The 20,907-nt window shown below is 59.8% G+C and carries 18 protein-coding genes; 10 read left to right on the top strand and 8 right to left on the bottom strand.

What is annotated here, in order from left to right:
- Positions 1–8 precede the first annotated feature (8 nt).
- The 4 genes from murA (at position 9) to hisC (ending at position 4,556) form a co-directional block, all read left to right on the top strand.
- The gene (gene murA, locus JFT86_RS01870; protein ID WP_201235312.1) at positions 9–1,274 is read left to right on the top strand and encodes a UDP-N-acetylglucosamine 1-carboxyvinyltransferase; all 1,266 of its coding nucleotides are present in this window, start codon (positions 9–11) and stop codon (positions 1,272–1,274) included.
- Positions 1,275–1,401: 127 nt separating this feature from the next.
- Positions 1,402–2,037, top strand: a complete 636-nt coding sequence (gene hisG, locus JFT86_RS01865) for an ATP phosphoribosyltransferase (RefSeq protein WP_016771668.1) — start codon at positions 1,402–1,404, stop codon at positions 2,035–2,037.
- A gap of 125 nt (positions 2,038–2,162) precedes the next feature.
- Positions 2,163–3,500, top strand: a complete 1,338-nt coding sequence (hisD, locus tag JFT86_RS01860; protein WP_201235304.1) for a histidinol dehydrogenase — start codon at positions 2,163–2,165, stop codon at positions 3,498–3,500.
- 3 nt (positions 3,501–3,503) lie between these two features.
- Positions 3,504–4,556 (top strand): histidinol-phosphate transaminase, encoded by a 1,053-nt coding sequence (gene hisC, locus JFT86_RS01855; RefSeq protein WP_201235303.1) that lies wholly within the window; start codon positions 3,504–3,506, stop codon positions 4,554–4,556.
- Positions 4,557–4,675: 119 nt separating this feature from the next.
- On the opposite strand, the gene JFT86_RS01850 is transcribed toward hisC, so the two are convergent.
- The 3 genes from JFT86_RS01850 to algW all read right to left on the bottom strand — a co-directional run bounded on the left by JFT86_RS01850 (position 4,676) and on the right by algW (position 8,760).
- Entirely contained in the window at positions 4,676–5,395 is a 720-nt protein-coding gene (locus tag JFT86_RS01850; protein WP_201235301.1) for a DUF4198 domain-containing protein, read from the bottom strand.
- A 13-nt stretch (positions 5,396–5,408) separates the two neighbouring features.
- Positions 5,409–7,514 (bottom strand): TonB-dependent siderophore receptor, encoded by a 2,106-nt coding sequence (locus tag JFT86_RS01845; RefSeq protein ID WP_201235299.1) that lies wholly within the window; start codon positions 7,512–7,514, stop codon positions 5,409–5,411.
- Positions 7,515–7,602: 88 nt separating this feature from the next.
- Positions 7,603–8,760, bottom strand: a complete 1,158-nt coding sequence (algW, locus tag JFT86_RS01840) for a Do family serine endopeptidase AlgW (protein WP_064119375.1) — start codon at positions 8,758–8,760, stop codon at positions 7,603–7,605.
- Between the two features lie 103 nt (positions 8,761–8,863).
- On the opposite strand from algW, the gene JFT86_RS01835 reads away from it, so the two are divergent.
- From JFT86_RS01835 to cysN, 3 genes are all read left to right on the top strand, one after another.
- Complete coding sequence (locus tag JFT86_RS01835; protein WP_201235286.1) at positions 8,864–9,622, top strand: Nif3-like dinuclear metal center hexameric protein; 759 nt, start codon at positions 8,864–8,866, stop codon at positions 9,620–9,622.
- 251 nt (positions 9,623–9,873) lie between these two features.
- Positions 9,874–10,791 (top strand): sulfate adenylyltransferase subunit CysD, encoded by a 918-nt coding sequence (gene cysD / locus JFT86_RS01830; RefSeq protein WP_008085033.1) that lies wholly within the window; start codon positions 9,874–9,876, stop codon positions 10,789–10,791.
- 9 nt (positions 10,792–10,800) lie between these two features.
- On the top strand, positions 10,801–12,699 hold the full coding sequence (gene cysN / locus JFT86_RS01825; protein WP_201235279.1) for a sulfate adenylyltransferase subunit CysN: 1,899 nt from the start codon (positions 10,801–10,803) through the stop codon (positions 12,697–12,699).
- Between the two features lie 196 nt (positions 12,700–12,895).
- Here cysN and JFT86_RS01820 read toward each other — a convergent pair whose 3' ends face one another.
- Genes JFT86_RS01820 through JFT86_RS01810 form a run of 3 tightly spaced genes read right to left on the bottom strand, consistent with a single transcriptional unit; the run spans position 12,896 to position 16,288 of the window.
- Positions 12,896–13,801, bottom strand: a complete 906-nt coding sequence (locus JFT86_RS01820; RefSeq protein WP_201235277.1) for an acyltransferase — start codon at positions 13,799–13,801, stop codon at positions 12,896–12,898.
- Positions 13,802–15,901 carry a phosphate acetyltransferase gene (gene pta / locus JFT86_RS01815; RefSeq protein ID WP_201235276.1) on the bottom strand — a complete coding sequence of 700 codons (2,100 nt, stop codon included), beginning with the start codon at positions 15,899–15,901 and terminating at the stop codon, positions 13,802–13,804.
- A 60-nt stretch (positions 15,902–15,961) separates the two neighbouring features.
- Positions 15,962–16,288: a DUF3565 domain-containing protein gene (locus tag JFT86_RS01810; protein WP_201235274.1), complete on the bottom strand. Its 327-nt coding sequence runs from the start codon at positions 16,286–16,288 to the stop codon at positions 15,962–15,964.
- Between JFT86_RS01810 and JFT86_RS01805 the strand changes: the two genes are divergently transcribed.
- The 3 genes from JFT86_RS01805 (at position 16,257) to JFT86_RS01795 (ending at position 18,647) form a co-directional block, all read left to right on the top strand.
- Complete coding sequence (locus JFT86_RS01805; RefSeq protein ID WP_108591397.1) at positions 16,257–16,742, top strand: peptidylprolyl isomerase; 486 nt, start codon at positions 16,257–16,259, stop codon at positions 16,740–16,742. The genes JFT86_RS01810 and JFT86_RS01805 overlap by 32 nt on opposite strands.
- A gap of 123 nt (positions 16,743–16,865) precedes the next feature.
- Complete coding sequence (locus tag JFT86_RS01800; protein ID WP_201235272.1) at positions 16,866–17,348, top strand: glutathione peroxidase; 483 nt, start codon at positions 16,866–16,868, stop codon at positions 17,346–17,348.
- A gap of 195 nt (positions 17,349–17,543) precedes the next feature.
- On the top strand, positions 17,544–18,647 hold the full coding sequence (locus JFT86_RS01795; RefSeq protein WP_201235271.1) for an NADH:flavin oxidoreductase: 1,104 nt from the start codon (positions 17,544–17,546) through the stop codon (positions 18,645–18,647).
- Positions 18,648–18,757: 110 nt separating this feature from the next.
- Here JFT86_RS01795 and JFT86_RS01790 read toward each other — a convergent pair whose 3' ends face one another.
- Positions 18,758–19,957 (bottom strand): glycosyltransferase family 1 protein, encoded by a 1,200-nt coding sequence (locus tag JFT86_RS01790; RefSeq protein ID WP_201235269.1) that lies wholly within the window; start codon positions 19,955–19,957, stop codon positions 18,758–18,760.
- Between the two features lie 54 nt (positions 19,958–20,011).
- Positions 20,012–20,764 carry a sulfate transporter CysZ gene (gene cysZ / locus JFT86_RS01785; protein WP_201235267.1) on the bottom strand — a complete coding sequence of 251 codons (753 nt, stop codon included), beginning with the start codon at positions 20,762–20,764 and terminating at the stop codon, positions 20,012–20,014.
- Positions 20,765–20,907: the final 143 nt, after the last annotated feature.

Below are 20,907 nucleotides of genomic sequence, written 5' to 3'. Positions count from 1 at the left end.
AGATTCTTATGGATAAATTGATTATTACTGGTGGCGCTCGTCTTGATGGCGAGATCCGCATTTCCGGGGCAAAGAACTCCGCCCTGCCGATCCTGGCTGCCACCTTGCTGTGCGATGGCCCGGTGACGGTCGGCAACCTGCCGCACCTGCACGACATCACCACCATGATCGAGCTGTTCGGGCGCATGGGCATCGAGCCGGTGATCGACGAGAAGCTCAGCGTCGAAATCGACCCGCGCACCATCAAGACCCTGATCGCCCCGTACGAACTGGTGAAAACCATGCGTGCATCGATCCTGGTACTGGGTCCGATGGTCGCTCGTTTCGGTGAAGCCGAAGTCGCGCTGCCTGGCGGTTGCGCCATCGGTTCGCGTCCGGTCGACCTGCACATTCGCGGTCTCGAAGCCATGGGCGCGATCATCGACGTCGAAGGCGGCTACATCAAGGCCAAGGCGCCTGAAGGTGGCCTGCGTGGTGCGAGCTTCTTCTTCGATACCGTCAGCGTAACCGGTACCGAAAACATCATGATGGCTGCTGCTCTGGCCAAGGGCCGCAGCGTGCTGCAGAACGCCGCCCGCGAGCCTGAAGTGGTTGACCTGGCGAACTTCCTCAACGCCATGGGCGCCAAGGTTTCCGGCGCTGGCACCGACACCATCACCATCGATGGCGTCGAGCGTCTGGGTTCGTGCTTCTACAAAGTCATGCCTGACCGTATCGAAACCGGCACCTACCTGGTGGCTGCTGCGGTCACTGGTGGTCGCGTCAAGGTCAAGGACACCGATCCGACCATCCTTGAAGCCGTACTGGAAAAACTCCGTGAAGCCGGCGCAGAAATCACCAGCGGTGAAGACTGGATCGAGCTGAACATGCACGGCAAGCGCCCGAAAGCGGTCAACGTGCGCACCGCGCCGTACCCGGCGTTCCCGACGGATATGCAAGCGCAGTTCATCTCGCTCAACGCCATTGCCGAAGGCACGGGTGCAGTGATCGAGACGATCTTCGAAAACCGCTTCATGCACGTTTATGAACTGCACCGCATGGGCGCCAAGATCCAGGTCGAAGGCAACACCGCCATCGTCACCGGTACTGAAGTGCTGAAAGGCGCGCCAGTCATGGCCACCGACCTGCGCGCTTCGGCCAGCCTGGTGATCTCGGCACTGGTTGCCGAAGGTGACACCCTGATCGACCGCATCTACCACATCGACCGTGGTTACGAGTGCATCGAAGAAAAACTGCAGATGCTGGGCGCCAAGATCCGTCGCGTTCCGGGCTGATTGCTGCATTGGGACACAGGGACGTGTCCGTTGAATTCGTTTTGAGTCGAGCCGGTTTCCGGCTCGATGTGTGTCCGGCGCCGATTGCGACCGGACATGAGTACCTTGATAAGGACTGACGTTTCCCATGTTGACCATCGCACTGTCCAAGGGCCGCATCCTTGACGACACCCTGCCGCTTCTCGCTGAAGCCGGTATTGTGCCGACCGAGAATCCGGACAAGAGCCGCAAGCTGATCATCCCCACGACGCAGGACGACGTTCGTCTGCTGATCGTGCGCGCCACCGACGTGCCGACCTATGTCGAGCATGGCGCGGCTGACCTCGGCGTCGCCGGTAAAGACGTGCTGATGGAATACAGCGGCCAGGGCTTGTATGAGCCGCTGGATCTGCAAATCGCCCAGTGCAAACTGATGACCGCCGGCAAGATCGGTGCAGCCGAGCCCAAGGGCCGTTTGCGCGTGGCGACCAAGTTCGTCAACGTTGCCAAGCGTTACTACGCCGAGCAGGGCCGTCAGGTCGACATCATCAAGCTGTACGGCTCGATGGAATTGGCGCCGCTGATCGGTCTCGCAGACAAGATCATCGACGTGGTCGACACCGGCAACACCCTGCGCGCCAACGGCCTGGAACCTCAGGAATTGATCGCCACGATCAGCTCGCGACTGGTGGTCAACAAGGCTTCGATGAAAATGCAACACGCCCGAATCCAGGCGTTGATCGATACCCTGCGCAACGCAGTGGAATCGCGACACCGCGGCTGATTCACCTGCGCGACGTTAAGTCGCGCCCGTCTATCCGCCTCATAGCCAGAATCTCAGGTGCCCAAGCGGAAACGACTGCTAAGTTAGGGCGCCTGAGTTTTTGCCATTCCTATGAGGCTCTCGCTATGACCGCACCGACTGCAATTCGCCGACTCAACGCTGCTGACCCGGATTTCGCGCATCATCTGGATCATCTGCTGAGCTGGGAAAGTGTGTCTGACGACTCGGTCAATCAGCGCGTGCTGGACATCATCAAGGCTGTGCGCGAGCGCGGTGACGCGGCGCTGGTCGAGTTCACCCAGAAATTCGACGGCCTCGAAGTCGCCTCGATGGCCGACCTGATCCTGCCGCGCGAGCGCCTGGAACTGGCCCTGACTCGCATCACCGTGGCGCAGCGCGAAGCGCTGGAAAAAGCCGCATCCCGTGTGCGTAGCTATCACGAAAAACAGAAACAGGATTCCTGGAGCTACACCGAAGCCGACGGCACCGTGCTCGGCCAGAAGGTCACGCCGCTGGATCGCGCCGGTCTGTACGTGCCGGGCGGCAAGGCGTCGTACCCGTCGTCGGTGCTGATGAACGCGATTCCGGCCAAGGTTGCCGGCGTGACCGAAGTGGTCATGGTCGTGCCGACCCCGCGCGGTGAAATCAACGAGCTGGTGCTGGCGGCAGCGTGCATCGCCGGCGTCGACCGGGTGTTCACCATCGGTGGCGCGCAAGCCGTCGCTGCTTTGGCTTACGGCACTGAAAGCGTGCCGAAAGTGGACAAGGTGGTTGGCCCGGGCAACATCTATGTCGCCACTGCCAAACGTCACGTGTTTGGTCAGGTCGGTATCGACATGATCGCCGGCCCTTCGGAAATCCTCGTGGTGTGCGACGGCAAGACCGATCCGGACTGGATCGCCATGGATCTGTTCTCGCAGGCCGAGCACGACGAAGACGCGCAGGCGATTCTGGTCAGCCCGGACGCCGAGTTCCTCGACAAGGTCGCCGCCAGCATCGACAAACTGCTGCCGACCATGGACCGCGCGACCATCATCGAAACCTCGATCAATGGCCGAGGTGCACTGATTCACGTGAAAGACATGGCGCAAGCCATCGAAGTCGCCAACCGCATCGCCCCGGAACACCTGGAGTTGTCGGTCGCTGACCCGCAAGCCTGGCTGCCACAGATCCGCCACGCCGGCGCGATCTTCATGGGCCGTCACACCTCGGAAGCGCTGGGCGATTACTGCGCAGGCCCGAACCACGTATTGCCGACTTCCGGCACTGCGCGATTCTCCTCGCCGCTGGGTGTGTACGACTTCCAGAAACGTTCGTCGATCATCTTCTGCTCCGAGGCCGGTGCTTCCGAGCTGGGTAAAACGGCATCGGTACTGGCCCGCGGAGAATCGCTGAGCGCGCACGCACGCAGCGCCGAATACCGCATCAAAGACGAAGACTTTCTACAAGGGCAGGGGAACTGAGCGATGAGTAAATTCTGGAGCCCGTTCGTCAAGGATCTGGTGCCTTATGTCCCGGGCGAACAACCGAAGCTGACCAAATTGGTCAAGCTCAACACCAACGAGAACCCGTACGGCCCGTCGCCGAAAGCGCTCGCGGCGATGCAGACCGAACTCAACGACAACCTGCGCCTGTACCCGGATCCGAACAGCGATCTGCTGAAAAACGCCGTTGCCAAATATTACGGCGTGCAGAGCAACCAGGTGTTCCTCGGCAACGGTTCGGATGAAGTGCTGGCGCACATTTTTCACGGTCTGTTGCAACACGAGCAGCCGATTCTGTTCCCCGATATCAGTTACAGCTTCTACCCGGTCTACTGCGGTTTGTACGGAATCCAGTTCGACGCAGTGCCGCTGGATGCGCAATTCCGGATCAACCCGGCGGACTATGCCAAGCCGAACGGCGGGATCATTTTCCCCAACCCGAACGCCCCGACCGGTTGCCTGCTGGCGCTGGACGCGGTCGAGCAAATCCTCAAGGCCAGCCCGGATTCGGTGGTGGTCGTGGACGAGGCCTACATCGACTTCGGCGGCGAAACGGCGATCAGTCTGGTGGATCGTTATCCGAACCTGTTGGTGACGCAGACCCTGTCCAAGTCGCGTTCGCTGGCCGGTCTGCGCGTCGGTCTGGCGGTGGGGCATGCGGATCTGATCGAGGCGCTGGAACGGATCAAGAACAGCTTCAACTCCTATCCGCTGGATCGTCTGGCGAATGTCGGCGCTGCGGCGGCATTCGAAGATCGCGAGTACTTCGACAAGACTTGCCGTCTGGTCATCGAGAGTCGCGAGTGGGTGATTGCGCAGTTGCAGGCCAAAGGTTTTGAAGTGCTGCCTTCGGCGGCGAACTTCATCTTTGCCCGCCATCCGCAGCATGATGCGGCGGGTCTGGCGGCCAAGCTGCGTGAGCAGGGCGTGATCGTTCGGCACTTCAAGCAGGAGCGGATTGCGCAGTTCCTGCGGATCTCGATTGGTACGCCGGAGCAGAATCAGGCGCTGATCGACGGCCTTGGCGATCTCTGAAGCCTCGCTTTCCTTTGTAGGAGTGAGCCTGCTCGCGATAGCGGATGGACATTCAACATTTATGCTGACTGACCCGGCGCCATCGCGAGCAGGCTCACTCCTACAGGGATTTGTGGTGGTTATTCGTGATGCGGCTCGCCGAGGAATGTCAATGAGGTGAACAAGCCGCGACTGTTCACATCAGGGCTGTCCTTCACCGGCACTTCAACCTGCGCGGCAATTACATTCAAGCCTTCATTCCTCACCAACACCTGCGCACGCCCATCCTTGTCGGTCTCGGTGCTCAGGGTGTTCGGCGCACTGCGATAATCGCCAATCAACTTCACCCCCGCCGCCGGTTTGCCATCGAGCAACACCCGCACCGGCAATGAATTCCCCGGCCCCACGGTCAGCGGATCAACCTCCGGCAGAATCAGCAATTTGATTTGATCCAGTTTCGGCAGTTTTGCGCCCGGCTGGTAAATCGCCACGCTGTATTTGAACGTCTCCGTCGCCTCGACAGCGCCCGGGACTTTGCTGCGTCCTTCGTTGATCCACTTCTTGTCGGCAGTTTGCGACCACATACCGTTATTCAATGCCACGGCCATCACCGCAGGCGACTTCAAGGGTTTCAAACGTGCGTGATCCGCCAGGCGCTCGACGCTGACCGGAATCATCTTGCCGCCCGCGTCATAAGCCCAGGCACCATTGATCTTCTGCGCCTTGAACGCGTTGTCTTCAGCGCCGTGGCCGTAGATCACTTCGATGTTGCCGCGTCGTTGTTCCGTCCACAGGCCATGGGCCGAGACCTGGCCGGCGAACAGCGCGGCGATGAGCACAAGGGTTTTGCCGTATTGCATGGGGGACTTCCTTTTATAGATTGAGGGTCAGGCTGACTGTGAAATTGCGCGGCTCACCGGGGTTGACCCAGTAGTTGCTGTAGGAGCGCTCGTAATACTTCTCGTCGAAGAGGTTGTTCAGGTTCAGCCCGACGGTGACGTTGTCGCTGGCCTTGTAATGGGCGAGCAGGTCGACGGTCTGGTAAGCCGGCAATTCGAAATCGCTGCCGGATTCCCCCGAGCGGTCGCCGACATAAGTGAACGCCGCGCCGACGTCCGAGCCGCGTAAATGGCCGTCCTGGAATTCATACACGCCGAGCAAACTGCCACTGCGCTTGGCCACGCCGAGGATGCGGCTGCCGGTGGCAATCGTCGCGTCGCCCTTGGTCACTTCGGCGTCGATGTAAGCGAAGGCGCCGATCACTCGCAGCGCATCGGTGACTTGCCCGGTCACTTGCAGGTCGAAACCACGACTGCGCGCCTTGCCCATCGCGCGGCTGGTGTCGGTGCCCGGATCGAGGGCGAGGACGTTTTCCTTGTCGATATGAAAGAAGGCGAGGGTGCTGCTCAGGCGTTCATCGAACAGTTCGTTCTTGATGCCGACTTCGTAACCGACACCCTCTTCGGGGTCGAAGGATTTGCCGGAGGCATCAAGGCCGTTGTTCGGTTTGAACGAGGTCGAGGCGTTGGCGAACAGGCCAGTGTTCGGCGTCAGTTGATAGAGCAGACCGGCGCGTTGGGTGAGTGCGTCGTGACGCTGGCTGCTCTTGGCATTACGGCTGTGGTCGTCGATGTGCTGATCGAAATGCTCGAAACGCGCACCGATCATCCCGCGCAATTTGTCGGTGAAGACGATTTGATCCTGCAGGTTCAAGGCGTGGCTTTCGACGTGTTCGAAGATGTCCGTGCCCGAGCGAGCACCGCTGGGTTTCGGCTGGCCGTAGATCGGTTTGTAGATATCAATGGCGTAAGGGCCACCGGCAATCGTGGTGACGCGTTCGTTCTTGCGGAAGTTTTCGTACTCGGTGCCGATCAGCAGTTCGTGTTGCCACGGGCCAAGGTCGAACAGACCGCGCAGTTCCAGCTGTGTGATGCTGTCGTGCCAGTTTGTGTCACGTTCGCGATAGCGGCGATTGACGGTGTGGCCGTCAGCGTTCAACGGGCGAGACTCGGATGCATCACCCCAGAGTTTGCCTTCCTTGTAATGGCTGGCCAGGCGCAGTTTCCAGCTGTCGTTGAGGTGATGCTCGAGGGTCGCCTGCAGCAGGTTGTTGTGGTTGTCGATGTTGCCGTCGTTCGGCTCACCGAGGAAGGTCGAGCGCGAAACGCCGCTCCACTTGTTGTTCGGCGCGACGATGCCGCGGTCGAAAGTCGAGTTGTGGCGAACGATTTCGCTTTCCACCAACAGCGAGGTGTCCGGGCTCAATTGCCAACTGATCGAGGGCGCAACGAACACGCGCTGGCTGTCGACGTGATCGCGAAAGCTGTGGTTGTCCTCGACCGCGAGGTTGATCCGCGAGAGCACATTGCCCTGATCATCCAGCGGCGTGTTGACGTCCAGTGCAGTGCGATAGCGATCCCAACTGCCGGCGCTGGTTTGCAGGGTGGTGAAGGCGTCGGGCTGTGGTTTCTTGGTGACGATGTTCACCGTACCGCCCGGATCGCCTCGACCATACAGGCTGGCCGCCGGGCCTTTGAGCACTTCGATGCGCTCGATGTTGGCGGCGTCGGGCGTGCTTGGGTAACCACGATTGGCGCTGAAGCCGTCCTTGTAGAACTCCGACGTGGTGAAGCCGCGCACGCTGTACTCGTAGAGGGTCAGGCCGCCGAAATTGTTTTGCTTCGACACACCGCCGGCAAAATCCAGCGCACGTTCGACGCTGGTGCTACCCAGATCCTTGAGCACGCTGGCGGGTATTACGCTGATGGCTTGTGGGATGTCGCGAATCGCGGTGTCGGTTTTGGTTGCGCTGGATGAGCGGGTGGCGCGATAGCCTTTGACCGGGCCGGTAGGGGATTCGTAGTCGGAGACGACGCTGATGGCGTCGAGCTCAAGGGGTTTGGGTTCCTCAGCGAAGGCTGGATCGACCAGCAAACCCAGGCTCAGGCCCAGCAGGGAGGCCTTTGTTCGAGACGACATGTTATGTTATTCCAATTGTCATAATTGAAACAATATAACATGCCTTTTGAGAATGTCTTTTATTCGCGCCGTTGGCGCGAAAAAAGTTTTACTCTTCTTTTTCCTGCACCGGCGCCGGCGGTGGACGCAAGCCGATTTCAGCGGTGAGCTTCAGCTCCTTGCCGTTACGCATCACCTGAATCGTCACTTTGTCAGTCGGTTTGATCCGCGCGACCTGGTTCATCGAACGGCGACCATCACCGGCCGGTTCGCCGTCAATGCTCAGAATCACATCACCCAATTGCAGGCCGGCCTTCTGCGCCGGGCCGTCGCGGAAGATCCCTGCGACGACAATCCCCGGACGTCCGGACAAGCCAAACGACTCGGCCAGTTCCTGGGTCAGCGGCTGCACTTCGATCCCCAGCCAGCCACGAATCACCTGGCCGTGCTCGATGATTGACTTCATCACTTCCATCGCCAGTTTCACCGGGATGGCGAAACCGATGCCCTGCGAACCGCCGGACTTGGAGAAGATCGCCGTGTTGATGCCGGTGAGGTTGCCGTTGGCATCCACCAGCGCGCCGCCGGAGTTGCCCGGGTTGATCGCCGCGTCGGTCTGGATGAAGTCTTCGTAGTTGTTCAGGCCCAACTGGTTACGCCCGGTGGCACTGATGATGCCCATGGTCACGGTCTGGCCGACGCCGAACGGGTTGCCGATGGCCAATGCAACGTCGCCGATACGAATGTTGTCGGAACGGCCGACGGTGATCGCCGGCAGGGTTTTCAAGTCGATTTTCAGGACGGCGAGGTCGGTTTCCGGATCGCTGCCGATCACCCGGGCCAGGGTTTCACGACCGTCCTTGAGCGCCACGACGATTTGGTCGGCACCGCTGGTCACGTGGTTGTTGGTGAGGATGTAGCCTTCCGGGCTCATGATCACGCCGGAACCGAGGCTCGATTCCATGCGCTTCTGCTTCGGCGAGTTGTCACCGAAGAAGCGCCGGAACTGCGGATCTTCAAACAAGGGATGCGCCGGTTTGTTGATGACTTTGGTGGTGTAGAGGTTGACCACCGAAGGCGCGGCGATGGTCACTGCGTCCGCATAGGACACCGGCCCCTGCTGCACGCTGGTGGTTTGCGGAGCCTGTTGCAGGTTGACGTCGAGGCTCGGCAGCCCGACCCACTGTGGGTAACGCTGAATAATCAACAGAGCGATAAGCACACCGGCCAACAACGGCCAGCCCATAAAACGCAGCGCCTTGAACATTAAGCACGTCCTGGAAAAGTTGCAGGCGGGGTCAGACCGCCCATAATGTCGCGCATTATACGAGGCCGCGCGTGCCTCTGAACGGGATATTTAGGAGTCTTTCATGGCCGTTGCCCTCAGCACCCTCGTCGAAGAAGCCGACCGTTACCTTGGCGCTGCAAAAATTGCCGATTATTGCCCCAATGGCTTGCAGGTCGAGGGACGGCCGCAGGTGATGCGCATTGTCAGCGGCGTCACCGCCAGTCAGGCGTTGCTGGATGCTGCTGTCGAAGCCGGGGCCGATCTGGTGCTGGTGCACCACGGTTATTTCTGGAAAGGCGAAAACCCGTGCATCACCGGCATGAAGCAGCGTCGTCTGAAGACCCTGCTCAAGCACGACATCAGTCTGCTCGCCTATCACCTGCCGCTGGATCTGCACCCGGATGTCGGCAACAACGTGCAACTGGCGCGTCAGTTGGACATCACCGTCGAAGGGCCGCTGGATCCGGACAACCTGAAAATCGTCGGCCTGGTGGGGTCGCTGGACGAGCCGGTGAACGCCCGTGATTTTGCCCGTCGAGTGCAGGAGCGCATGGGCCGCGAACCGCTGCTGATCGAAGGCAGCGGGATGATTCGCCGGGTCGGCTGGTGCACCGGGGGTGGTCAGGGCTACATCGATAACGCCATCGCTGCCGGCGTTGATCTGTTCATCAGCGGCGAGGCCTCCGAGCAAACCTTCCACAGCGCCCGGGAAAACGACATCAGCTTCATCGCCGCCGGCCACCACGCCACCGAACGTTATGGGGTGCAGGCGCTGGGCGATTACCTGGCGAAACGCTTCGCCCTCGAACACCTCTTCATCGACATCCCGAATCCAATCTGACTCACACCTCGTTTCCCCTGTAGGAGTGAGCCTGCTCGCGATAGCTTTGTCACACTCAACATAGCGGTGACTGACACACCGCTATCGCGAGCAGGCTCACTCCTACAAGGGACCGCCGCCCTAACGAGGAGGCATATTCATATACCCTTTCGATCTAGTTGGCGTCCTGATTAGAAGCAGGCCGCTGTGCTAGGATTCCCCGCTCGAACACGGCCCGCTGGCCGTTCATAAGAAAGCTTTCGTGAGTAGCCATGGTCGACAAACTGACGCATCTGAAACAGCTGGAGGCGGAAAGCATCCACATCATCCGCGAGGTGGCCGCCGAGTTCGACAACCCGGTGATGCTGTACTCCATCGGTAAAGACTCCGCCGTGATGCTGCACCTGGCACGCAAGGCGTTCTTCCCGGGCAAACTGCCGTTTCCGGTGATGCACGTCGACACCCGGTGGAAATTCCAGGAGATGTACAAGTTCCGCGACAAGATGGTCGAGGAACTGGGCCTGGACCTCATCACTCACATCAACCCTGACGGCGTGGCGCAGAACATCAACCCGTTCACCCACGGCAGTGCCAAGCACACCGACATCATGAAAACCGAGGGCCTCAAGCAGGCACTCGACAAGCATGGTTTCGACGCCGCTTTTGGCGGCGCCCGTCGCGATGAAGAGAAGTCCCGCGCCAAAGAGCGCGTGTACTCGTTCCGCGACAGCAAGCACCGCTGGGACCCGAAAAACCAGCGCCCAGAGCTGTGGAACGTCTACAACGGCAAGGTCAACAAGGGCGAATCCATTCGTGTGTTCCCGTTGTCGAACTGGACCGAACTGGACATCTGGCAGTACATCTACCTCGAAGGCATCCCGATTGTGCCGCTGTACTTCGCCGCCGAACGCGAAGTGATCGAGAAGAACGGCACGCTGATCATGATCGACGACGAGCGCATCCTCGAGCACCTGTCCGATGAAGACAAAGCGCGCATCGTCAAAAAGAAAGTGCGTTTCCGTACCCTTGGCTGCTACCCGTTGACGGGCGCCGTGGAGTCCGAAGCCGAGACGCTGACGGACATCATCCAGGAAATGCTCCTGACGCGAACTTCCGAGCGCCAGGGCCGTGTCATCGATCACGATGGCGCAGGCTCGATGGAAGACAAAAAACGTCAAGGCTATTTCTAAGGGGTTGTCATGTCGCACGTATCTGATTTGATCAGCGAGGACATCCTCGCCTACCTGGGCCAGCACGAACGTAAAGAGCTGCTGCGCTTTTTGACTTGCGGTAACGTCGATGACGGCAAGAGCACCCTGATCGGGCGCCTGCTGCACGACTCGAAAATGATCTACGAAGATCACCTCGAAGCCATTACCCGCGATTCGAAGAAAGTCGGCACCGCCGGTGACGACATCGATCTGGCATTGCTGGTTGACGGCTTGCAGGCCGAGCGCGAGCAGGGCATCACCATCGATGTCGCCTACCGCTATTTCTCCACCGCCAAACGCAAATTCATCATCGCCGATACCCCCGGCCATGAGCAGTACACCCGCAACATGGCCACCGGTGCGTCCACCTGTGACCTGGCGATCATTCTGGTCGACGCCCGTTACGGCGTGCAGACCCAGACCCGTCGCCACAGCTTCATCGCGTCCCTGTTGGGGATCAAACACATCGTTGTCGCCATCAACAAGATGGACTTGAAGGACTTCGATGAAGGCGTGTTCGAGTCGATCAAGGCCGACTACCTGAAGTTCGCCGAAGGCTTGAAGATGAAGCCGACCAGCATGCACTTTGTGCCGATGTCTGCCCTGAAGGGCGACAACGTGGTGAACAAGTCCGAGCGCTCGCCTTGGTACAAAGGCCAGTCGCTGATGGAAATTCTCGAGACCGTGGAAGTCGCGGGCGATCGCAACTTCACCGATCTGCGTTTCCCGGTGCAGTACGTCAACCGTCCGAACCTGAACTTCCGTGGTTTCGCCGGCACCCTGGCCAGTGGCATCGTCAAGAAAGGCGACGAAGTGGTGGTGTTGCCATCGGGCAAGAGCAGCCGCGTTAAATCCATCGTCACCTTCGAAGGTGAGCTGGAACACGCAGGCCCAGGTCAGGCCGTGACGCTGACCATGGAAGACGAAATCGACATCTCCCGTGGCGATCTGTTGGTACATGCCGACAACGTCCCGCCGGTCACCGACAGCTTCGAAGCGATGCTGGTGTGGATGGCTGAAGAGCCGATGCTGCCGGGCAAGAAATACGACATCAAACGCGCCACCAGTTACGTGCCGGGCTCGATCGCCAGCATCGTCAACAAGGTCGACGTGAACACCCTTGAAGAAGGCCCGGCGAGCGCGTTGCAGCTCAACGAAATCGGCAAGGTGAAGATCGCGCTCGACGCGCCGATCGCCCTCGACGGGTACGAAAGCAACCGCACCACCGGCGCGTTCATCATCATCGACCGTTTGACCAATGGCACTGTCGGCGCCGGCATGATCGTCGCGCAGCCAGTGGCTCACGGCACGGCCTCGCACCACGGCAAACTGGCCCACGTTGCTACCGAAGAGCGCGCTCAGCGTTTCGGCCAGCAACCGGCCACCGTGCTGTTCAGCGGCCTCTCGGGCGCGGGCAAGAGCACGCTGGCTTATGCGGTCGAGCGCAAGCTGTTCGACATGGGCCGTGCGGTGTTTGTCCTGGATGGCCAGAATCTGCGTCACGACCTCAACAAAGGTCTGCCGCAGGATCGCGCCGGTCGCACCGAGAACTGGCGCCGTGCCGCGCACGTGGCGCGTCAGTTCAACGAAGCCGGTCTGCTGACTTTGGCCGCGTTCGTGGCACCTAGCGCCGAAGGGCGTGAACAGGCCAAGGAACTGATCGGCAAGGATCGTCTGTTGACGGTCTACGTTCAGGCCTCCCCAGCCGTGTGCGCCGAGCGTGATCCGCAAGGTCTGTATGCCGCCGGTGGCGACAACATCCCGGGTGAATCCTTCCCGTACGATGTGCCGCTGAACGCTGATCTGGTGATCGACACGCAGACACTGAGTCTGGAAGAAAGCGTCAAGCAAGTGCTGGATCTGCTGCGTAAGCGTGGCGCGATATAAGCAATAAAGCAGCGACAAGCTTCTAGTTTCAAGCTGCAAGAAAAAGCCCGCCGATGAGCAATCATCGGCGGGCTTTTTATTTCGGGCCAACGCGGTCAAAACTGTAGGAGTGAGCCTGCTCGCGATAGCGGTGTGTCATTCAACATTGAGCGTGCTGATCCACCGCAATCGCGAGCAGGCTCACTCCTACAGGGGACTAGCGCTTGTTCGGGTATTCGCGGTGCATCTGTTCTAGCAGCGCATCCTTGTCCAGCCACAGCTGATTGATCCAGCCCTGAAACTGCAGGCGATATTCGCCGTCCTGGTCGTAGTTCTTGCCAATGAACTGCTGGGGGATTTTCAGTTCTTCAAAGTGCACCACGACATCTCGAACATTGCCGCAGAGCAGATCCCAGAAGCCCGGACGACCGCCTGGGTAGTGGATGGTCACGTTGACGATCGACTCGAGTTGCTCGCCCATCGCATCCAGCACAAATGCGATGCCGCCGGCCTTGGCCTTGAGCAGGTATTTGAACGGTGATTGCTGCTGGGCATGTTTGCCTTCGGTGAAGCGCGTGCCTTCGACGAAGTTGAAGATCCCCACCGGGTTATCACGAAACTTCGCACAGGTCTTGCGGGTGGTTTCGAGGTCTTTGCCTTTCTTCTCCGGGTGTTTTTGCAGATACGCCTTGGAGTAGCGCTTCATGAACGGAAAACCCAGCGCCCACCACGCCAGACCAATCACCGGCACCCAGATCAATTCCTGTTTGAGGAAGAATTTCAGCGGCTGGATTTTCCGGTTGAGCACGTATTGCAGCACCAGAATGTCGACCCAGCTCTGATGGTTGCTAGTGATCAGGTACGAGTGCTGGTAGTCCAGGCCTTGCAGGCCGCTGATGTGCCAGCGCGTGCGCCGCACCAGGTTCATCCAGCCTTTGTTGTTGCTGATCCACGCCTCATGGGTATGGCTCATCAACCAGAGTGAGGCTCGCCGTGCGAAGTCGAACGGCAGCACTTTGATCAGCGCCACGCAGAACAGAAACGAGCACAGCAGAATCGTGTTGATTGCCAACATCAGCGAGGCGATCACACCGCGCAACGGTGCAGGTAGAAAATCCAGCATTTACACATCCATAGGTCGGTTGGCGGCTTGAATCGCGGTAAGGGCGATGGTGTAGACGATGTCATCGACTTGCGCGCCGCGCGGCAAATCATTCACCGGTTTGCGCAGACCTTGCAGCATCGGCCCGAGGCTGACGCAATCGGCGCTGCGTTGCACGGCTTTGTGCGTGGTGTTGCCAGTGTTCAGATCAGGGAAGACAAACACCGTGGCGCGCCCGGCGACCTGACTGTTCGGCGCCAGTTGCCGGGCAACTTCCGCGTTGGCGGCGGCGTCGTATTGCAGCGGGCCGTCGATCAGCAGCGAGTGCTGTTGCTCATGGGCGAGCAGGGTGGCTTCGCGGACTTTCTCGACTTCTTCACCCGTGGCCGATTCGCCGCTGGAGTAACTGATCATCGCCACGCGTGGGGTGATGCCGAACGCTGCAGCCGAGTCGGCGCTTTGCAGGGCAATCTCCGCCAGTTCCGTTGCGCTTGGATGCGGGTTCATCACGCAGTCGCCATACACCAGCACTTCTTCCGGAAACAGCATGAAGAACACCGACGACACCAACGTGCAGCCCGGTGCGGTTTTGATCAGTTGCAGCGCCGGGCGGATGGTGTTGGCGGTGGTGTTGATCACGCCGGAAACCAACCCGTCGACCTCATCCAGCGCGAGCATCATGGTGCCGATCACCACGGTGTCTTCCAGTTGCTGTTCGGCCATAGGCGCATTGAGGCTTTTGCTTTTGCGCAGGGCCACCATCGGTTCGACGTAGCGTTCGCGAATCAGGTCCGGATCGAGAATCTCCAGCCCTGGCGGCAGCACGATGCCTTGGGCACGAGCCACGGCTTCGACGTCTTCGGGTTTGGCCAGCAACACGCAACGGGCAATCCCGCGTTCCTGGCAGATCGCCGCCGCTTGCACGGTGAACGGCTCGCTGCCTTCGGGCAGGACGATGCGCTTGTTGGCAGCCTGGGCGCGCTGGATCAGTTGATAGCGGAACACGGCCGGCGACAGGCGCATTTCCCGTGGCGTGCCGCAGCGCTGGTGCAGCCAGTTGGCATCGAGGTGACTGGCGACGAAGTCGGTGATGATCTCCGCACGCTCGCGGTCGTCGATCGGGATTTCCTTGTTCAGACCGTTGAGCAGGTTAGCGGTGTCGTAGGAGCCGGTGCTCACCGACAGCACCGGCAAACCGGCCTGCAATGCGCCACGGCACAGATCCATGATGCGCGGATCGGGCAGGGTGTCGCTGGTCAGCAGCAGACCGGCCAGCGGCACGCCGTTGATCGCCGCCAAGCTGACGGCGAGGATGATGTCGTCGCGATCGCCCGGGGTCACCACCAGCACGCCGGGCTTGAGCAGCTCGACGGTGTTGCGCATGGTCCGTGCGCAAATGATGATTTTGGTCATGCGGCGGGTTTCGTAGTCGCCGGCGTTGAGCACTTGCGCGCCCATCAGGTCGGCGACGTCGCGGGTGCGTGGCGCATTCAATTCAGGCTGATACGGGATGCAGCCGAGCAGGCGGAAATCACCGCTGCGCAGCAACGGCGAATGCTCCTTCAGGCGTGCGGCGAAGGCATCCATGCTTTCTTCGGTCTTGACCTTGTTGAGGATCACGCCGAGGACTTTCGGATCTTTCGGGCCACCGAACAATTGCGCCTGCAATTCGACGCGGCCGGAGAGTTCGGCAAGCACTTCGTTTTCCGGCGCCGAGACCAGAATCACTTCGGCATCGAGGCTTTTGGCCAGGTGCAGATTGACCCGTGCGGCGTAACTGGCGCTGCGGGTCGGCACCATGCCTTCGACCACCAACACGTCTTTGCCGACGGCGGCCTGCTGATACAGGGTGATGATTTCTTCGAGCAGCTCATCAAGCTGACCGTCGCCGAGCATCCGCTCGACATGGGCCAGGCCCAACGGTTGCGGCGGTTTCAAGCCGTGGGTACGGGCCACCAGTTCGGTCGAGCGTTCGGGGCCGGTGTCACCCGGGTGCGGCTGGGCGATGGGTTTGAAGAAGCCGACTTTCAAGCCGGCGCGCTCCAATGTACGCACCAGCCCGAGGCTGATGGAGGTCAGACCCACGCCAAAATCGGTGGGCGCGATAAAAAAAGTTTGCATGCGAATTCTCTAAGGGTGCATGGCAATGGTGGCGATCTATACGTGACCGCCTACCGAAATTCAGTCGCCAAGGTTATCGCTAACCGAGCCTTGAACGCACCAACCGCAGGCAAAGGGTTGGCCTATTTTTTCAATACGTTGCGCCGGGTCGAGCACCCAGGCTCGCGATTGCCACGGCGGCTGATGACGCAGGTGCTGCGTGTGGCCGCAGGAAAGCTCGGCCACCCAGTGATCTTCTTCGTCCTGATGAAAGCCGATAATGGTCGAATCCCGTTTGTCCGGGTTGTGTTCGCTTTCGCGCGATTGCTTCGCTAAACTTGGCCTTTCTATATTCTTATGCAAAAGGTCTCGCCCCATGCTGATCGCCGCCAATAAGGCTGTCTCCATCGACTATACCCTCACCAACGACGCTGGTGAGGTCATCGACAGCTCCGCCGGCGGCGCTCCGCTGGTTTACCTGCAAGGCGCAGGCAACATCATCCCGGGTCTGGAAAAAGCCCTGGAAGGTAAAGCTGTTGGTGATGAGCTGGAAGTTTCCGTTGAGCCGGAAGACGCTTACGGCGAATACGCCGCTGAACTGGTCAGCACCCTGAGCCGCAGCATGTTCGAAGGCGTTGACGAGCTGGAAGTCGGCATGCAGTTCCACGCTTCGGCGCCGGACGGCCAGATGCAGATCGTCACCATTCGTGACCTGGACGGCGACGATGTCACTGTCGACGGCAACCACCCACTGGCCGGTCAGCGTCTGAACTTCAAAGTGAAGATCGTCGCTATCCGTGACGCCAGTCAGGAAGAAGTCGCTCATGGTCACGTCCATGGCGAAGGCGGCCATCACCACTGATTTCTGCGCTAAGCTTTCGAGAACTGGAGAGGCGCCTGCGGGCGCCTTTTTAGTCCGCGGCTGTCCTTGGTGGCCTCGCCAAGTGGCTGTTTCGAGTAGAACACGGGAATCCTGGAGTCCGTCATGAGTGCTTTTCACGACCTTAAGTTGACAGCCCTGGATGGTCAGGAGCTACCGCTGGCGCCTTTCAAAGGCCACGTCGTGCTGGTGGTCAACGTCGCCTCCAAGTGCGGCTTGACCCCACAGTATGCGGCGCTGGAAAACCTCTATCAGCAGTTCAAAGGTAAAGGTTTCAGTGTGCTGGGCCTGCCGTGCAACCAGTTTGCCGGTCAGGAACCGGGCACCGAGCAGGAAATTCAGGAATTCTGCAGCCTCAACTATGGCGTGACGTTTCCGTTGTCGAGCAAGCTCGAAGTCAACGGGCACGATCGTCATCAGCTGTACCGTTTGCTGGCGGGCGAGGGCGCGGAGTTCCCCGGTGACATCACCTGGAATTTCGAGAAGTTCCTGCTCGGCAAGGACGGGCGGGTGCTGGCCCGATTCTCGCCGCGCACGGCGCCGGATGATCCGACCATTGTTCATGCGATTGAAAAAGCGCTGAGCTGATAAAGCAAGATCAAAAGATCGCAGCCTTCGGCAGCTCCTACAGGTGACCTCAAAACCCATGTAGGAGCTGCCGAAGGCTGCGATCTTTTGCTTTGCGTCTTCTAATCCTTAATCACCCAAATCAATAGTGCTGTTCAAGGGATTCTCGAGTCAATATTATCGCCGTCATAAAGTCATTCCCTGTGGAGCCTTCCAATGCCGGTTCAAGCCTTGTTCAAACCGTTCCACCTCGGTGCCCTCGAACTGCCGACCCGCGTGGTCATGGCGCCAATGACCCGCTCGTTTTCCCCGGGCGGCGTGCCCAATTCCAAAGTCATTGAATATTACCGTCGGCGCGCTGCGGCCGGTGTCGGCCTGATCATCACCGAAGGCACCACCGTCGGCCACATCGCCTCCAACGGCTATCCGAACGTGCCGCAGTTCTTTGGTGACGCACCTTTGGCCGGGTGGAAAAAAGTGGTCGATGCCGTGCACGCCGAAGGGGGCAAGATCGTTCCGCAACTCTGGCACGTCGGCAGTGTGCGGCGTATCGGCACCGAGCCGGACGCCAGCGTGCCGGGTTATGGCCCGTCGGAAAAACTCAAGGATGGCCAGGTCGTGGTGCACGGCATGACTAAACAGGACATCCAGGACGTCATCGGCGCTTTTGCCCAAGCGGCGAAAGATGCCCAGAGCATTGGCATGGACGGCGTGGAGATCCACGGTGCCCACGGTTACCTGATCGACCAGTTTTTCTGGGAAGGCAGCAACCAGCGCACTGACGAATACGGCGGCAGCCTGGCCAACCGTTCGCGTTTTGCCATCGAACTGATTCAAGCCGTGAGGGCGGCGGTCGGCGAAGGTTTCCCGATCATCTTCCGCTTCTCGCAGTGGAAGCAGCAGGATTACACCGCACGTCTGGTGCAAACCCCGGAGGCTTTGGGCGAATTCCTCAAGCCGTTGTCCGAGGCAGGTGTGGACATTTTCCACTGCTCGACTCGACGTTTCTGGGAGCCGGAGTTCGACGGTTCTGAACTGAACCTGGCTGGTTGGACGCGCCAACTCACTGGTAAACCGACCATTACTGTCGGCAGCGTCGGCCTCGATGGTGAGTTCCTGCAGTTCATGGTCAACACTGACAAGGTTGCGCAGCCGGCCAGTTTGGAGAAACTGCTGGAGCGTCTGAACAAAGAGGAGTTCGACCTGGTGGCGGTGGGGCGTGCGCTGTTGGTCGACCCGGACTGGGCGCTGAAAGTGCGTGAAGGGCGTGAGCAGGACATTCTGCCGTTCAGCCGTGAGGCGTTGATGACGCTGGTTTAAGCGCCCTCCTTGCTGACGCCCTCGCGAGCAGGCTCACTCCTACATTGGAATGCGTTCCAAATTGTAGGAGTGAGCCTGCTCACGATAGCTGTTTCACCGTCAGCAAAAATTCAGGGCAATGTCTGCGCATTTGGCACAACCTGCTCCCCGACACACGCCCCGCGTAAATGGCTTTCAAACTGCTCAATGATCGTCGCCCACCCCTGACGACTCGCATGCTGGCGCGCATTCAGGCGCACGCAACGCAACGTTTCCTCCTCCTCTAGCATCCACGCCGCCGCGTCGCAAAATGCTTCCTCATCGCCCGGCATCGCCAGCACACCGTTGTAGCCATGACGAATATGCTGCGCCGCCGCAGCCTGATCGTAAGCCACCACACCCAGCCCTGAAGCCAGCGCCTCCAGCACCACATTGCCGAAGGTTTCGGTCAGGCTCGGGAACAGAAAAACATCACCCGACGCATAGTGCGTCGCCAGTGCTTCACCGCGTTGCGAACCACAGAAAATCGCTTCGGGCAGATCCCGTTCCAGCGCAACACGTTGGGGCCCGTCGCCGACCACGATCAGTTTCAGACTGCGCTGTGGATAAGTGCTGCGCAGTTTTTCAAAGCAGCGCTTGAGCAAACCAAGGTTTTTCTCTGGCGCGAGCCGTCCTACATGAATCACCGCAATGTCCCGCTCGCCCAGTCCCCATTGCTCACGTAAAGCGTTCAGCCGTTTCGCCGGATGGAACAACTGACTGTCCACACCTCGCGACAACAACGCCAAACGCTCGAAATGCCGCCGCTCCAGTTCCAGGCGCTGACTGACGCTCGGCACCAGCGTCAGCGCCGAACGGTTGTGAAACCAGCGCAGGTAATGGGTCAGCATCCGGGTCAGCAGACCGAGCCCGTACTGACTGGTGTATTGCTGGAAATTGGTGTGAAAGCCGCTGACCACCGAGATCCCCAGTCTCCGCGCCGCGCGCAACGCCGACAAACCGAGTGGGCCTTCAGTGGCGATATACAGCACATCCGGACGCTGACGCTTCCAGCGTCGCAGCAGTTTGTGCATCGACGACTGACCCCATTGCAACCCCGGATAACCGGGCAACGGCCAGCCCCGGCACAGCAACAGCGCATCATCTTCACTGCGCTGCGGATCGTCGGCCTGGCGCGGGCGCACCAGTTCGACCCGATGCCCGCGCGCGCGCAGTCCATCGCACAAGCGGCCAAGGGTATTAGCCACGCCGTTGATTTCCGGTGGGAAGGTTTCGCTGATCAGAGTGATGTGTAGAGCTGTCGTCATGACCTCAGTGTCGACTGAGGCCATGTCGTGCTTGTGACGTCCGGATGATGGATTTGTGACGGGCTGTTTTTTACCGGCTCAGCGCTGCGTCACCAGATTTTCGGCACCACGTTCACGCACCCAGAACAGCGTCGCCCCGGCCACGGCTGCCGGCATCATCAGGATGTTGACCACCGGAATCAGCAGCGCCAGGTAGACGATGCCGCCAAAACTCATGCTCTGCCAGCGTTTCTGGCGCAGCCAGGCGAGCATTTCGTTCCAGCCCAGCTTGTGGTTGTCCGCCGGGTAGTCGATGTACTGGATCGCCATCATCCACACGCCGAACAACAGCCACAGCGGCGCGGCGATGATGTTTACCACCGGGATAAACGAGAGGATGAACAGGCCGATGGCCCTCGGCAGGAAGTAGCCGAGTTTGCGCATTTCCCGGGCGAGGGTGCGCGGGATCATCGCGATCAGTTCGCTCCAGCTGAACGCCGGGAAATCATCGGTGCCACGCACCACCACTTCGACTTTTTCCGCGAGGAAACCGTTGAATGGCGCGGCGATGATGTTGGCCAGCATGGTGAAGCTGAAAAACACCATCAACGCCACCAGCACCACGAACAATGGCCAGAGGATGTAGCTGAGGAAACTCAGCCACTCGGGCAGCGACGGCATCAGCGTATCGACCCACAGGCTGAACTGGTGGCCGGCCAGATAGATCAATCCGACGAACAGCACCAGATTGATGGCCAGCGGCAACAAAACGAACAGTCGCAGCCCGGGGCTGAGGACCAGTTTGAGGCCTTCGCGCAGGTATTGCGGGCCGGACAGAACAGGGGCGGGCATAAGGTGCTCCGAGCAAGGGAAAACGCGCCGACCTTACCGACTTTGCAACAGCTGCGAAAGCACGGCAGAGCGATCGACATTCACTGTAACAAAGACGTCCATCTCGTCAGTGTGTCGGCATAGAGACCACCTATGAGCTGGAT

The organism is Pseudomonas sp. TH06, assembly GCF_016651305.1.
Taxonomy (GTDB): Bacteria; Pseudomonadota; Gammaproteobacteria; order Pseudomonadales; family Pseudomonadaceae; genus Aquipseudomonas.
This window is presented reverse-complemented; position numbering and strand designations above follow the sequence as displayed.

Coding starts and splice junctions, on each gene's coding strand:
- algW (WP_064119375.1), bottom strand. CDS start 8,760: ATGTTCAAGGCGCTGCGTTTTATGGGCTGGCCGTTGTTGGCCGGTGTG.
- JFT86_RS01835 (WP_201235286.1), top strand. CDS start 8,864: ATGGCCGTTGCCCTCAGCACCCTCGTCGAAGAAGCCGACCGTTACCTT.
- cysN (WP_201235279.1), top strand. CDS start 10,801: ATGTCGCACGTATCTGATTTGATCAGCGAGGACATCCTCGCCTACCTG.
- hisG (WP_016771668.1), top strand. CDS start 1,402: ATGTTGACCATCGCACTGTCCAAGGGCCGCATCCTTGACGACACCCTG.
- JFT86_RS01850 (WP_201235301.1), bottom strand. CDS start 5,395: ATGCAATACGGCAAAACCCTTGTGCTCATCGCCGCGCTGTTCGCCGGC.
- JFT86_RS01795 (WP_201235271.1), top strand. CDS start 17,544: ATGCCGGTTCAAGCCTTGTTCAAACCGTTCCACCTCGGTGCCCTCGAA.
- hisD (WP_201235304.1), top strand. CDS start 2,163: ATGACCGCACCGACTGCAATTCGCCGACTCAACGCTGCTGACCCGGAT.
- pta (WP_201235276.1), bottom strand. CDS start 15,901: ATGCAAACTTTTTTTATCGCGCCCACCGATTTTGGCGTGGGTCTGACC.
- hisC (WP_201235303.1), top strand. CDS start 3,504: ATGAGTAAATTCTGGAGCCCGTTCGTCAAGGATCTGGTGCCTTATGTC.
- JFT86_RS01820 (WP_201235277.1), bottom strand. CDS start 13,801: ATGCTGGATTTTCTACCTGCACCGTTGCGCGGTGTGATCGCCTCGCTG.
- cysD (WP_008085033.1), top strand. CDS start 9,874: ATGGTCGACAAACTGACGCATCTGAAACAGCTGGAGGCGGAAAGCATC.
- JFT86_RS01810 (WP_201235274.1), bottom strand. CDS start 16,288: ATGGAGACAGCCTTATTGGCGGCGATCAGCATGGGGCGAGACCTTTTG.
- JFT86_RS01845 (WP_201235299.1), bottom strand. CDS start 7,514: ATGTCGTCTCGAACAAAGGCCTCCCTGCTGGGCCTGAGCCTGGGTTTG.
- JFT86_RS01805 (WP_108591397.1), top strand. CDS start 16,257: ATGCTGATCGCCGCCAATAAGGCTGTCTCCATCGACTATACCCTCACC.
- JFT86_RS01790 (WP_201235269.1), bottom strand. CDS start 19,957: ATGGCCTCAGTCGACACTGAGGTCATGACGACAGCTCTACACATCACT.
- murA (WP_201235312.1), top strand. CDS start 9: ATGGATAAATTGATTATTACTGGTGGCGCTCGTCTTGATGGCGAGATC.
- cysZ (WP_201235267.1), bottom strand. CDS start 20,764: ATGCCCGCCCCTGTTCTGTCCGGCCCGCAATACCTGCGCGAAGGCCTC.
- JFT86_RS01800 (WP_201235272.1), top strand. CDS start 16,866: ATGAGTGCTTTTCACGACCTTAAGTTGACAGCCCTGGATGGTCAGGAG.